Origin of the sequence: Streptomyces sp. NPDC001668 (genome assembly GCF_042893155.1) — a bacterium.
Classification (GTDB): domain Bacteria; phylum Actinomycetota; class Actinomycetes; order Streptomycetales; family Streptomycetaceae; genus Streptomyces.
Window position 1 is genome coordinate 132,772 of sequence record NZ_JBIAUQ010000023.1, and the last position, 12,922, is coordinate 145,693.

Genomic DNA, 12,922 nt, shown 5'->3' on the forward strand with positions numbered 1-12,922 from the left:
GACGGGTACCCAAAGCCCCCGGTCCCGAATACCCTGCGGCTCATGACGGACGCGCAGGCCCCGGCCAAGACCGGCACGAACCCCCTCGCCCCCGCCCCGGAGGGCGCCCGTACGGCGGCCGACGTGGTCACCCCGGAGCTGGTCGCCCAGCTCACCAAGGGGGTGACCGGGTCCGGCCGCACCGCCAACCACACGCCGTTCACCGGCGAGAAGCTGGCCGACCTGCCCGAGTCCACACCCGAGGACGTGGAGAAGGCCTTCGCGGCGGCCCGCCAGGCGCAGACGGTGTGGGAGAAGACCCCCGTGCGGCAGCGCGCGGCCGTCCTGCTCCGCTTCCACGACCTGATCCTGGAGCGCCAGGCCGAAGTCCTCGACCTCATCCAGCTGGAGACCGGCAAGGCCCGTCTGCACGCCCACGAGGAGGTCCAGGCGGTAGCGGTCGCGGCCCGGCACTACGGCCGCAAGGCGCCCTCCTACCTGCGGCCCAAGCGGCACACCGGAGCCGTCCCCACCCTCACCAAGGTCACCGAACTGCGTCACGCGCGCGGAGTCGTCGGCCAGATCGCCCCCTGGAACTACCCCCTCGAACTGTCCGTCGGCGACGCGCTCCCCGCCTTCGTCGCGGGCAACGCCGTCGTGATGAAGCCGGACACCGAGACCTGCCTGACCGCCCTGTGGGCGCGCGACCTGCTGGTCGAGGCCGGACTGCCCGCCGAGGTGTTCCAGGTCGTCCTCGGTGAGGGCCCCGTCGTCGGCCCCGAGGTCGTCCGGCACGCCGACTACGTCTCCTTCACCGGCTCCACCCGCACCGGGCGCGAGGTCGCCCAGGGCGCCGCCGCCCGGCTGGTCGGCGTCTCCCTCGAACTCGGCGGCAAGAACGCCATGCTGGTCCTTCAGGACGCCGACATCGAGAAGGCCGCCGCCGGTGCCGTCCGCGCCTGCTTCTCCTCAGCAGGCCAACTCTGCATCTCCATAGAGCGGCTGTACGTCCACGAGTCGATCGCGGACGCGTTCGTCGAGCGGTTCGCCGCCCGCACGAAGGCCATGCGGCTCGGCACCTCCCTCGCCTACGGCGCCGACATGGGCTCCCTGGTCGGGGAGCGGCAGCTGGAGACCGTCACGCGGCACGTCGAGGAGGCCGTGTCCAAGGGCGCCAAGATCGTCGCCGGTGGCGTGGCCCGCCCGGACATCGGCCCGTACTTCTTCGAGCCGACCATCCTCGACGGCGTCACCGAGCCCATGGCCGTGTGCACCGAGGAGACCTTCGGCCCGGTCGTCTCCATCTACCGCTTCAAGACCGAGGACGAGGCCGTCGAGCTCGCCAACTCCACGCCGTACGGCCTCAATTCGTCGGTGTGGACGAAGGACGGCAAGCGCGGCCGCGAGATCGCCTCCCGGGTGCGGGCCGGCACGGTCAACGTCAACGAGGGCTACGCCGCCGCCTACGGCAGCGTCCAGTCCCCGATGGGCGGCATGAAGGACTCCGGCCTCGGCCGCCGCCACGGCTCCGAGGGCATCCTCAAGTACACCGAGGCCCAGACCGTCGCCCAGCAGCGACTGCTGCCGATGGCCCCCTCGCTGGGGATGGACGACGAGAAGTACGCGCAGTTCATGAGCCGGAGCCTGAAGGTGATGAAGGCGTTCCGCCTCAAGTAGCAGCACCCGTTCCGAACGACGTTCTCAACGAGGAGAGCACGTGCCACAGGACACCTACGACTACGACGTCATCGTCGTCGGCTCCGGCTTCGGCGGCAGCGTCACCGCCCTTCGCCTCACCGAGAAGGGCTACCGCGTAGGTGTCCTGGAAGCCGGCCGCCGCTTCACCCGCGAGACCCTCCCGAAGAACTCCTGGGACCTGAGGAACTACCTCTGGGCGCCGAAGCTCGGCATGTTCGGCATCCAGCGCATCCACCTCCTCGGCAACGTCATGGTGCTCGCCGGGGCGGGCGTCGGCGGCGGCTCCCTCAACTACGCCAACACCCTCTACGTCCCCCCGAAGCCCTTCTTCGAGGACCCCCAGTGGCGTGACATCACGGACTGGCAGGAGGAGCTGACGCCGTACTACGACCAGGCCCGGCGCATGCTCGGGGTCCGGCTCAACCCGACGATGACCCCCTCCGACGTCCACCTGAAGGCGGCCGCCGAGCGGATGGGCGTCGGCGACACCTTCCACATGGCCCCGGTCGGCGTCTTCTTCGGCGACGGCGAGGACGCGGAGGGCAGGACCAAGGCCCGCCCCGGTGAGCAGGTCGAGGACCCCTACTTCGGTGGCGCGGGCCCCGCCCGCAAGGCCTGCATCGAGTGCGGCGAGTGCATGACCGGCTGCCGGCACGGCGCCAAGAACACCCTCAACGAGAACTACCTCTACCTCGCCGAGAAGGCGGGCGCTGTCGTCCACCCCCTGACCACCGTCGTGTCGGTCACCGACGACTCCCAGGGCGGCTACGCCGTCGCGACCCTCCCCACCGACGACCGCCGCAAGGCGAAGGGCCGCACCTTCAAGGCCCGCCGGGTCGTCATCGCCGCCGGCACCTACGGCACCCAGACCCTGCTGCACCGCATGAAGGCGGGCGGCCAACTGCCGTACATCTCGGACCGGTTGGGCGAGCTCACCCGCACCAACTCCGAGGCCCTGGTCGGTGCCCAGACCGACAACCGCCGCTACCGCAAGGCGACCGGAGCGCCGAAGGTCGACTTCACCCAGGGCGTCGCCATCACCTCGTCCATCCACCCGGACGAGAACACCCACATCGAGCCGGTCCGCTACGGCAAGGGCTCCAACTCGATGGGCGGCCTGTCGATCCTCCAAGTGCCGTACGCCGAGGGGTCGTCGAGGGCCATGGCCTGGCTGGCGAACGCCGCGAAGCACCCGCTCCTCGTCCTGCGCTCCCTCTCCAACCGGCGCTGGTCGGAGAAGACCATCATCGGCCTGGTCATGCAGTCGCTGGACAACTCCCTGACGACGTACCTGAAACCGGACGGCGTCGGCAAGGGACTGCTCACCGCCCGCCAGGGCCACGGCGCCCCCAACCCCAAGCAGATCCAGACCGCTTCGGAGGCCGCGTCCGCGATCGCCGCCGACATCAACGGCTTCGCCGGATCCAACGTCGGCGAGCTGATGGGCGCCCCGCTCACCGCGCACTTCCTCGGCGGCTGCCCCATCGGCTCCTCCCGCGAGACCGGCGTCATCGACCCGTACCACCGGCTCTACGGCCACCCCGGGATCTCGGTCGTGGACGGCGCAGCGGTCTCCGCCAACCTCGGCGTGAACCCCTCGCTGACGATCACCGCACAGGCCGAGCGGGCGATGTCGTACTGGCCCAACAAGGGCGAGCAGGATCCGCGCCCGGCGCAGGGCGAGGCGTACGTCCGTCTCGCCGCCGTCGAGCCCAAGTCGCCGGCGGTCCCGGCGGAGGCCTTCGGCGCGCTGAAGCTGCCGTTCCTGGGGATGCCCGCGGTGCCGAAGAAGTCGTAGGACCCGCAGCGCCCTTGGAGTCCGGAAACGCCAAAGAGAAGGACCTGCGCCCCCCTCCGAGCACAGGTCCTTCTCTTTTTCTTGCGTCAAGCTGTCTGTACGGCCTTCAGGGCCCTACGACTCAGGCGTGGGCGCCGGCCGCACCCTTGCGGCGCTTGACGGCGAAGACCACACCGGTACCGGCGACGACGGCGAAGCCGCCGACCAGGCCGATGACCGGCAGGGCCGAGCTCGAACCGGTCTCGGCGAGCTGGCCGTCCACGTCGACGCCGTTGACGTCGGAGATGGGGCTCTTGCCGCCGGTCTGCGGCTTGGCGTCGTTCGGCTTGCCGGCGTCGGAGCCGGCCGGCAGGACCTCGAAGTAGTAGATGCCCATGTTCTCGTCGTCGGAGATCCAGCAGCCCTGGTCGTCCGAGTACTCGGCGAGACCGATGGCGATGCCGATCGCGCTCGGGACCTCGCGGTCGACCTTCACCCGCAGCTGGTAGCTGAGGGAGTCGCCGCCGTCGAGGTCGAAGGCGTTGAACGAGCCGCCCTCGCCGAACTGCGTGGCCACGTCGACCCAGGAGCCGCCCTGCTTCACCTGCACGGTGACCAGGTCGCTGTAGTCCTTCTCGAAGTCCCAGTCGACCGCGCCGACACCGACGATGGGCTGGATGCCCTTGATCGTCTCGTCGCCGGAGTTGCTGACGTTGAACTTGAAGTTCGTCCAGCCGCTGCCCGCCACGATGCTGTCGGGCAGACCGGTCAGCGAGCTGTGCAGCACGTCGCTGTCGCCGGGGACCGGGGCGTCCTCGTCGTCGACCTCGCACTGGTCGACGGGCTCGCCGCTCTCACTGGCCGACGGGCTGCTGCTGGCCGAGGCCGAGCCGGACGCGCCGGCCGACGGGCTGCCGCTGGTGGAGGCCGAGCTGGACGCGCTCGTGGACGGGCTGCTGCTCGCCGGCGTGGTCGCCGGGGTCTCCGGGGGCGTGGCCGGGTCGGCCGGGGTGCTCTCGGGAGCCGCCGGGGTGGTCTCGCCGGCGGGTGTGCTCTCGGCCGCGGTCGGCGTGGGGGTCTCGTCCGCGAACGCGCTCGGCGCGGCGAACAGGGCCAGCGGCGCTATCGCGGCGGTCGCGGCGGCGGCGGCCAGTGCACGACGAAGCTTCATGAAGACCTCGGAAGTCAGGTGTGCCGCACGTCCGCGACACGCGTCAGGGAGAGGCCTCCGCGTGTGGGGCGCGGGTGGGGCCCGTGGTTCATGAGGTTTGATCCACGACACCTGTGAATGGTTGTGCGAACGTTCACAGAAAACTTATGTGGGCTGAGTCACATACAGGTTCTCCTTGTGAACACGCTTTCCAAGGCCCTAGAACTGACCCACGTGTCAGAAGATCCCAAGATCCCGGATGACGTCTGGGAACAGTTCGCCCGTGACTCCGAACGGGACATCCGGGACTCCGCTCCCAAGGAGCCCTCCGCGCGGGCCCGTGAGGTGACGGAGCGGCTGCGGCGACAGGAAGCCCGCGGTGAACTGCCGGAGGGCTGGCGTACCGGGCCCGCCTGGCAGCAGAAGAAGAGCAGGCGTGGCCTGTGGGGCGTCCTCGGCGTCGCCGTCGCGGTCGTGGTGGCCGTCGTCGCGGTGAAGCCCTCGCTGGTGCCGGGCGACCCCTTCGGCTCAGGGACCTCCTCCGAGGCCGCGCCCTCGCCGCTGCCGCAGGAGACGGCGGCGCCGACCGCCGCGCCCTCCGCCGAGGCCTCCGAGATCCCGACCCTGGACGACCCGTTCGCCGGCTCGCCCGCCAAGCGCTGGGCCGACGGCGCCGCCGGGATCGCCGTACCGAAGGCGAAGGCCGTGGGCGGCCGGTCCGAGACGAAGGTCCAACAGGCGCTGGAGCTGACCAGAAAGCTCCTGGTGGAGTCGAACCTGAACCCGGCGACGCTCCGCGGCGAGCGGCCCGCGGCGGCCCTGGACGTGCTGGACCCGCTGCAGAAGAACGTCCACGGAGTCCTGGAGACCGCCCTGGGCAAGCCGGACAGGAAACACGACCCGTTGTGGATGTTCAGCCGCTTCGACCCCGAGCAGGTCCGGCCGGTCGGCGATGTCGTGAAGACCCGGGGCCGGATGACCTTCAAGGCCGGCGACCACGCCTCGGTCGCCGTGCACGCCGACTACACCTTCGTCTACCCGGTCGTGCAGACCAACGGCTCCACCGAGGTCACCCGCACCATCATCCGCCGCGTCCTCGACGTCGAGCTCTCCGACCCGGCCAAGTACCAGGTCACCCCGGGCAAGCTCTCCGTCGTGAAGTGGGACCAGGACATCAACAACTCGGCCTGCGACGTGTACGACGGCTATCTGCACCCGTCGTTCAGCTCGGCCGAGTCCACGGGCCCTGACCCCACGGGACCGACCACGGACCCGTACGACCGCAGCAAGCCCCTCGACGCGGGCCGCGCGGAAGGCTGCGGAACGGTATCCCGGGTCTGAGAAGGCGGGCAGGCGAAGGGCCCCGCGGGACGGAGCCGCGGGGCCCTTCTTTCGTCAGCACCGACGTCAGGGCAGCGCCGGTGCCTGGGAGCGGCGCCGGGGGGTTGCGCCGCTTGCTCTCTGTGTCTTTGTATGCGCCCGCAATGGTCTGGACCTCTGGCAGTACGGTGACGCACTACGAATGCGGTTGTCTGCGGAGGGACTTGGGGGCTTTCTAGGCATCGTGCTGGATGGACGCGGCCTCCGCAACCGTTTGACCCAGCCTTGTGCCGTTACTTGTCCCGCCGGCCGGCCCCGGGCGTCCCCGGAGCCGGCCGTTTCTCTTGGGTGACCGGGCTGCTGTCCCCTGCCGTCCGGTCACTTCCTGGAGCGAGGTCCCACGGCGCACGGCACGATCCGTGCGCCTCATCGCTCCAGCGAGCCACGCGTGGTTCTGTCGGGCCCGCCCCTGGCTGGCACGGACACCACAACCAACGAGGCGGTGCGCGCTGCGGTCACGCGCCGTACGGGTGAGGCGGGGCCCGAACTCAGATGCGACCCCTGCACAGTTCGAGCAGTGTCATGGCGAGGGAGGTGCCGGGCCTGCCGAGCGCCTGCCGGTAGCGGTCGAGGATCTCCATCTCACGGGAGAGGTGGACCCGCCGGCCGCCGGAGGCGATACGGGTCTGCTGGACGACGGAGGAGACGGCCATCCGTTCCTGGATCAGGCCGATGATCCGGTCGTCGAGCGCGTCGATGCGCTCGCGGGCGTCCGCGATGGTGGCTTCCGGTGGGGTGGTCGTTTCCGGTGTGGTGGTCACGTGGGGCTCCTGGGTGGGGTGGATGCCCCGGAGCGACAGGATCCGGAAAACCACAGGCGCCCCGGACCTTGTCGGCCCGGGGCGCCTGGGAAGTCGCTTGTCAGTTGCTCAAGCAGCACGACCATGGCAGCCGGCGGGCCGGGTGCCATAGGTAAACAGGAAGGTCGTCTGCGGGAGCATGGCAGCAGTATGCCGGGCCCCGCGGGGGCGTCCAACCCGGTTCGCATCCTGAGACGGAACTCGGCCCCGGCCCGGCCCCGCGGCTCCCGGTAGACTCGGCCCCACACACACCTCGCTCACCGCCGGAAGGCAACCCGTGTCATCAGCGAACCCCGCCGCCGCCCCCGACACCGTCCTGGTCGTCGACTTCGGTGCGCAGTACGCCCAGCTCATCGCCCGTCGTGTCCGCGAGGCCCGGGTCTACAGCGAGATCGTGCCGAGCACCATGCCGGTCGCGGAGATGCTCGCCAAGAACCCGGCGGCGATCATCCTCTCCGGCGGCCCCTCGTCGGTGTACGCGGAGGGCGCCCCGCGCCTGGACCGCGAGCTGTTCGAGTCCGGCGTCCCCGTCTTCGGCATGTGCTACGGCTTCCAGCTGATGGCCACCACCCTCGGCGGCACCGTCGACAACACCGGCGCCCGCGAGTACGGCCGCACGCCGCTCCACGTCTCGAAGTCGGGTTCCACCCTCTTCGAGGGCACCCCGGACGAGCAGTCGGTGTGGATGTCCCACGGCGACGCCTGCTCCGCCGCCCCCGAGGGCTTCACCGTCACGGCCTCCACGGACGTCGTCCCGGTCGCCGCCTTCGAGAACGACGAGAAGAAGCTCTACGGCGTCCAGTACCACCCCGAGGTCATGCACTCCACGCACGGCCAGCAGGTCCTGGAGCACTTCCTGTACCGGGGCGCGGGCCTCAAGCCGGACTGGACCACCGGCAACGTGATCGAGGAGCAGGTCGCCGAGATCCGCTCGCGCGTCGGCGGCAAGCGCGCGATCTGCGGTCTCTCCGGCGGTGTGGACTCCGCGGTGGCCGCGGCCCTGGTCGCGCGCGCCATCGGCGACCAGCTGACCTGCGTGTACGTCGACCACGGTCTGATGCGCAAGGGCGAGACCGAGCAGGTCGAGAAGGACTTCGTGGCCGCGACCGGCGTCAAGCTGGTCGTCGTCGACGCGGAGGAGCGCTTCCTGACCGCGCTCAAGGGTGTCTCCGACCCCGAGGAGAAGCGGAAGATCATCGGCCGCGAGTTCATCCGGGTCTTCGAGCAGGCCCAGGCGGAGATCATCGCGGACGAGGGCCCGGCGGTGGAGTTCCTCGTCCAGGGCACGCTCTACCCGGACGTCGTCGAGTCCGGCGGCGGCACCGGCACCGCCAACATCAAGTCCCACCACAACGTGGGCGGCCTCCCCGAGGACCTCGAGTTCCAGCTGATCGAGCCGCTGCGCAAGCTGTTCAAGGACGAGGTGCGGATGGTCGGCCAGGAGCTCGGGCTCCCGGACGAGATCGTCCAGCGCCAGCCCTTCCCCGGTCCCGGCCTCGGCATCCGCATCGTCGGCGAGGTCACCAAGGAGCGCCTGGACCTGCTGCGCGACGCCGACGCCATCGCCCGCGAGGAGCTGACGGCGGCCGGCCTCGACCGGGACATCTGGCAGTGCCCGGTCGTCCTGCTCGCGGACGTCCGCTCCGTCGGCGTCCAGGGCGACGGCCGCACCTACGGCCACCCGATCGTGCTGCGTCCGGTCTCCTCCGAGGACGCCATGACCGCCGACTGGTCGCGGCTGCCGTACGACGTCCTCGCGAAGATCTCGACGCGGATCACCAACGAGGTGGCCGACGTCAACCGTGTGGTCCTCGACGTGACGTCCAAGCCGCCGGGGACGATCGAGTGGGAGTGAGCCCGCTGTGAGGCTCAGGCGCGCCTGACCGTGCGCAAGGGCCGGCCGGGCTTCCAGATCTGGAGGACCAGGTACTTCTCGTCCTCGACGTAGGTCCGCACGACCTCCGTCAGCTCGGTGCGGAAGAGGTGGAACGGCTCCGGCGGTTCCACCTCTTCGGCGTATCGGGCCTTCGTCTCCGCGTCCTCGACCTCGAAAGCCCGCCCGGCGATCCGTACGTCGCCGCCGCCCATGGACTGCCCCTCCCCGGGGTTCGCCTGGAGCGCGAACCGCGGATCCCGCCGCAGGTCGAGGGCCTTGAGTGAGCCGGGCATCATGCCGAGCCACAGCTCGCCGTGCAGGAAGCGGACCTCCAGGCCGGTGGTGCGGGGGGAACCGTCCTTGCGGAGCGTGGCGAGGACGTGGTGGGGGAAGGCGCCGAAGCGCTCTTCGACGGTCTTGGCCAGGTCGGGATCCGCGGAGGTGAAAGCTGCCCAGTTCATGCTGGTCAGTCTTCCGCCGATACCCGACATCTCCTGTCGGGTATCCGGGGGTATCCGCTGGGTGCTGTCTCCTGTGTGCGCCATCTTTACAAACCACCCCTGTTCACCCGCGCTGACCGACGGTAACTTCCGCCCCGTAAAGCAACCCAGTGCTGGAGGAGCACATGCACGAGACGCCCCTCGGGCCCACTCCGCCGACGCCGCTGCCCACCGAGAAGCTGCAGTTCGCGATGCCGCCGATGCACGACTCCCTCCAGGAGGAGCGCCGGCACCGCAAGGAGCGGCTCGCCGGCGCACTGCGCGTCTTCGGCCGGCTCGGCTTCGAGGACGGGGTCTCCGGGCACATCACCGCACGGGACCCGGAATTCACCGACTGCTTCTGGGTCAACCCGTTCGGCATGCCGTTCAAGCACGTCACCGTGAGTGACCTCGTGCTCGCCAACTCCGACGGGCAGGTCCTCGAGGGCCGCTACCACGTCAACCAGGCGGCCTTCACCGTGCACTCCCAGGTGCACGCCGCCCGCCCCGACGTCGTCGCCGTCGCCCACTGCCACTCCGTGCACGGACGCGCCCTGTCCGCGCTCGGCGAGCTGCTCGACCCGATCAGCCAGGAGAGCTGCGCCTTCTACGAGGACCACGCGCTGTACGAGGCCTACACCGGAGTCGCCGTCGACGCCGAGGAGGGCCGCCGGATCGCCGCCGCGCTCGGCTCCCGCAAGGCGCTGGTGCTGCGCAACCACGGGCTGCTGACCGTCGGGGACTCGGTGGACGCGGCGGCCTGGTGGTTCCTGTCGATGGAACGCTCCAGCCAGGTGCAGCTCCTGGCCCGGGCGGCGGGACGTCCCGTGCTCATCGACCACCGGGCGGCGGTGGCCACGCGGGAACAGCTGGGCGGGGACCTGGTGGCGTGGATCAACTACCAGCCGACGTGGCAGGACATCAGCCGCAGCGAACCGGATCTGCTGAGCTAGAAGCCCCGGAGCACGGCGGCCTTCGTCGCCGCGAACTCCTCGTCCGTGAGCACCCCGTCGCGGTGCAGCTCCCCCAGCTCCCGCAGCCTGCGCAGGAGTACGTCATGGTGGTCGGCTGCGGGCGGTACGGCGGACGCCGCCGGCCGGGGCCGCAGGGTGCGCTCGTCGTCGTACTCGAGGCTGTTGCGGGTCGACGGGTGCGGCAGCCGGGCCGTGACCGCCGTCGCGACGAGGGCCGTGAGCAGGTCGCGGCGGGTGCTGCCCCACAGGTCCAGAGCGTACGGGTCCTTCTCCGGCGGCAGCTTCGAGAACGACGTCTCACGGGTCACGAACCGCATGAAACCGTCCTCGTAACCGGAGTTGGGCAGCCACTCCACCTGGACGAGGTCACCGACGTCGATGATTCGCGGGCCGGTCGCACGCTTGACGCGGTCGGAGGTGTCGGCCCAGTCGATGCGGACCTGGGTGCCGTCGAAGGAGACCGTGCCGTCGGAGGAGCGCACCGACACCGGGACCGGTGGACCGGGCAGCAGATACGTCTTCGTCGGCTCCTTCGGGATCTGGTCGAGGAGCAGGGCGCGGCGGATCTCCTCGGCCACGTACTCGGCGACCCCGGCGCGGTCGACGTCCACGATCAGCCGGTACGGGTCCGCCGGGTCCGGCAGGCGCCCGCCGGTCGCGTGCAGCAGTGGGTCCGCGCCCTCGCGCAGCCGCATCCGCAGCCGGCCGCGCTTGCGTTCCGGTTCGAACGCCACGCCCGAAATGGCCTCCAGGGGCACGGCGACCTCGCCGTACGTCTGCCGGAACAGCGGCACGGAGCGGTGGAGTCCCGGCGTGATTCTGACCGTTGTGCCGTCGAAGGCCCAGGTCCCGTCACGCTGGATGATCTCGGCCATAGGGAAATTCTCGCAGCCGGGTCAACACGGCGGGCCCCGCTTCACCCGCCCTGACCAGACCTGGCGGACGGGGGCGGTGTGCGGTAGGGCACAATTCGCTGTCGTCGCGGGGGAGTTGTCCGAGGTCTTCGGTGGGCCGTGGGTGTGGGCGTGGTCTTGGCCTCGGGCGTGAGGGTTTGTGGGCTGTGCGGTCGGTCGGCCGTGCGGGTTCGTGGGTCTGAATTCGCGGGTCGGATTTCGCGGGTCGGGATTCGTGGGTCGGGATTCGTGGGTCGGAATTCGTGGGTCTGAAGAGGCACGAGGATCGTGGGAAGGCGGGCGTCGGGCGTGGCGGTGCAGGAAGCGAGACAGGGCGCGGCCGGGGGCCTGCCCGGCGGTGCGCACGAGGGCGGCTGCACCTGCGGCGACTGTCCGCACGGGGCGCGGGCCGGGCACCGGCGAGCGGTGGCCGAATTCCTTCTGAAACGGGACGAGTTCGCCGCCGGGCAGGGGCTGCCCGCGGCCGTGGCGCACTCCGCGTCGGCCTCCCGGCAGTGGGTGTCGGAGGAACTCACCCAGTCCGCGGAGGCCGTGGCCGAACGGGGGCGGGCCGAGGGAGCCGCCTGGCTCGCCCGGCTGTGGCGCCGTACCGCGTACGCGGTGTGGGCGGCTGTCGTGGTGCTGCTCCTCGTCCAGGCGCTGACGGCCATCGGGGCGGGGTGGACCGCGGCGCGTACGGCCGGGCTGGTCGCGGCGCTCGTGGTCGCGGGTGCCCTGACCGCGGCGTCCTGGTTCCACCGGGCCCGGGGCGGGGTGCTCGCGCCGGTCATCGGTGAGGACAACCGGCTGTCCACCTCGCGGGCCGTCGCGGTGGCGTGGGTGCTGTTCGTCGCCTACGCGATGCTGGTCCTGGTGGGGCGGCTCGCCGCGGCCTCCGACGGCCGTGAGCGGGACACGCTGATCGCCGGGCTCGAACTCGCGCGGGGCGCGGGCATCGTGACCGTGCTGGCCGTGGTGTGCGGGATCGCCGTGCTGGTGCGGAGGGTGGTCGGGCTGCGGGTGCTCGGGCAACGGCTGCAGAAGGTCCGCGCGGACCGGCCGCGCGCCGCCGACCTGCTGACCGACGACTCCGGGCGCGGGGCCTTCGCCGACATCCAGTACGTCGTGATCGGCGCGGTCGCTCTGCTGTTCGCGTGTGTACGGCTGGCCCGGCGGCCGGACCAGTTGCCGGATCTGCCGTGGGGGCTGGCGGTGGTGGTGCTGGTGTCCGCGGCCACGTACGTGGCGGGGAAGTACGCCGAGGGCGGGCGGCCGGTGATCCTCTCCGTGGTGCGGTCGCGTGAGGCGGGTGACCTGGACGGGCCCATCCGCACCGGCGACGACATCGAGATCCGCGGCGCCGGGTTCGTGCCGCCGGGGGCGCAGCGGGCGGATCGGCTGGCCCGGATGGTGGTGCGGATCGGGCCGGTGAACGTGCATGTGCCGCTGGTGCCGGTGGCCGGGGGTTTCAGCAACCCCACGGACGAGGTGCTGACCGTGCCGGTACCGGCGGATGTGGAGCCGGGGCGGGTGGAGGTGCAGGTGGTTACGGCGGCGGGGGTGGAGACGGGGCGGTATGCGATTGATGTGACGGACTGAGGGGGCGGGTGCGGGTTCGGTGGGGGCGGGCGTTGTGCGCAGTTCCCCGCGCCCCTGATGCCTGCGGCGGCCTGTTTCGGTTCGGTGGGGGCTTGTGTAGCGCGTGCGGTGGGGTTGTGGGTCGGTGCCGGGGTGGGGGGTATCCGTCCTCGGTCCGGCGGCTCGGTCACTTGAGATGTCCTGGATAACGGACGCCGGCCGCTGCGGGCGGACACCCCCCACCCCGTCCCCTTCCCGCCGTCGGCGGCTTGAGGAGCGTCCACCGTCCCACCCCAGGGGCGCGGGGAACTGCGCGACCAGCCACAACGCACCCGCAC

Annotated in this window: 10 protein-coding genes; 6 read left to right on the forward strand and 4 right to left on the reverse strand. The window is 71.0% G+C overall.

The features are described 5' to 3' along the window. Window positions 1–42: 42 nt before the first annotated feature. Window positions 43–1,656 carry a succinic semialdehyde dehydrogenase gene (locus ACFYZ8_RS42775; protein WP_359031301.1) on the forward strand — a complete coding sequence of 538 codons (1,614 nt, stop codon included), beginning with the start codon at window positions 43–45 and terminating at the stop codon, window positions 1,654–1,656. A 40-nt stretch (window positions 1,657–1,696) separates the two neighbouring features. After that, window positions 1,697–3,475 carry a GMC family oxidoreductase N-terminal domain-containing protein gene (locus ACFYZ8_RS42780; RefSeq protein WP_388541958.1) on the forward strand — a complete coding sequence of 593 codons (1,779 nt, stop codon included), beginning with the start codon at window positions 1,697–1,699 and terminating at the stop codon, window positions 3,473–3,475. Between the two features lie 121 nt (window positions 3,476–3,596). Here ACFYZ8_RS42780 and ACFYZ8_RS42785 read toward each other — a convergent pair whose 3' ends face one another. Further along, window positions 3,597–4,625 carry an LPXTG cell wall anchor domain-containing protein gene (locus ACFYZ8_RS42785; RefSeq protein WP_388541960.1) on the reverse strand — a complete coding sequence of 343 codons (1,029 nt, stop codon included), beginning with the start codon at window positions 4,623–4,625 and terminating at the stop codon, window positions 3,597–3,599. A 177-nt stretch (window positions 4,626–4,802) separates the two neighbouring features. Between ACFYZ8_RS42785 and ACFYZ8_RS42790 the strand changes: the two genes are divergently transcribed. Then, window positions 4,803–5,945 carry a hypothetical protein gene (locus tag ACFYZ8_RS42790; RefSeq protein WP_359031298.1) on the forward strand — a complete coding sequence of 381 codons (1,143 nt, stop codon included), beginning with the start codon at window positions 4,803–4,805 and terminating at the stop codon, window positions 5,943–5,945. A gap of 527 nt (window positions 5,946–6,472) precedes the next feature. Here ACFYZ8_RS42790 and ACFYZ8_RS42795 read toward each other — a convergent pair. After that, window positions 6,473–6,745 (reverse strand): chorismate mutase, encoded by a 273-nt coding sequence (locus ACFYZ8_RS42795; protein WP_359031297.1) that lies wholly within the window; start codon window positions 6,743–6,745, stop codon window positions 6,473–6,475. A 316-nt stretch (window positions 6,746–7,061) separates the two neighbouring features. Between ACFYZ8_RS42795 and guaA the strand changes: the two genes are divergently transcribed. Beyond that, window positions 7,062–8,639 (forward strand): glutamine-hydrolyzing GMP synthase, encoded by a 1,578-nt coding sequence (guaA, locus tag ACFYZ8_RS42800; protein WP_359031296.1) that lies wholly within the window; start codon window positions 7,062–7,064, stop codon window positions 8,637–8,639. Window positions 8,640–8,653: 14 nt separating this feature from the next. On the opposite strand, the gene ACFYZ8_RS42805 is transcribed toward guaA, so the two are convergent. Beyond that, a complete protein-coding gene (locus tag ACFYZ8_RS42805; protein WP_388541963.1) occupies window positions 8,654–9,121 on the reverse strand; it encodes a pyridoxamine 5'-phosphate oxidase family protein in 468 nt (155 codons plus the stop codon). 164 nt (window positions 9,122–9,285) lie between these two features. Between ACFYZ8_RS42805 and ACFYZ8_RS42810 the strand changes: the two genes are divergently transcribed. Further along, a complete protein-coding gene (locus ACFYZ8_RS42810) occupies window positions 9,286–10,092 on the forward strand; it encodes a class II aldolase/adducin family protein (protein WP_359031294.1) in 807 nt (268 codons plus the stop codon). Here ACFYZ8_RS42810 and ACFYZ8_RS42815 read toward each other — a convergent pair. Continuing rightward, on the reverse strand, window positions 10,089–10,988 hold the full coding sequence (locus tag ACFYZ8_RS42815; protein ID WP_359031293.1) for a DUF4429 domain-containing protein: 900 nt from the start codon (window positions 10,986–10,988) through the stop codon (window positions 10,089–10,091). The genes ACFYZ8_RS42810 and ACFYZ8_RS42815 overlap by 4 nt on opposite strands. A gap of 327 nt (window positions 10,989–11,315) precedes the next feature. Here ACFYZ8_RS42815 and ACFYZ8_RS42820 point away from each other — a divergent pair, with 327 nt between their 5' ends. Continuing rightward, window positions 11,316–12,605, forward strand: coding sequence for a hypothetical protein (locus ACFYZ8_RS42820; protein WP_388541966.1), 1,290 nt, complete (start codon window positions 11,316–11,318; stop codon window positions 12,603–12,605). Window positions 12,606–12,922: the final 317 nt, after the last annotated feature.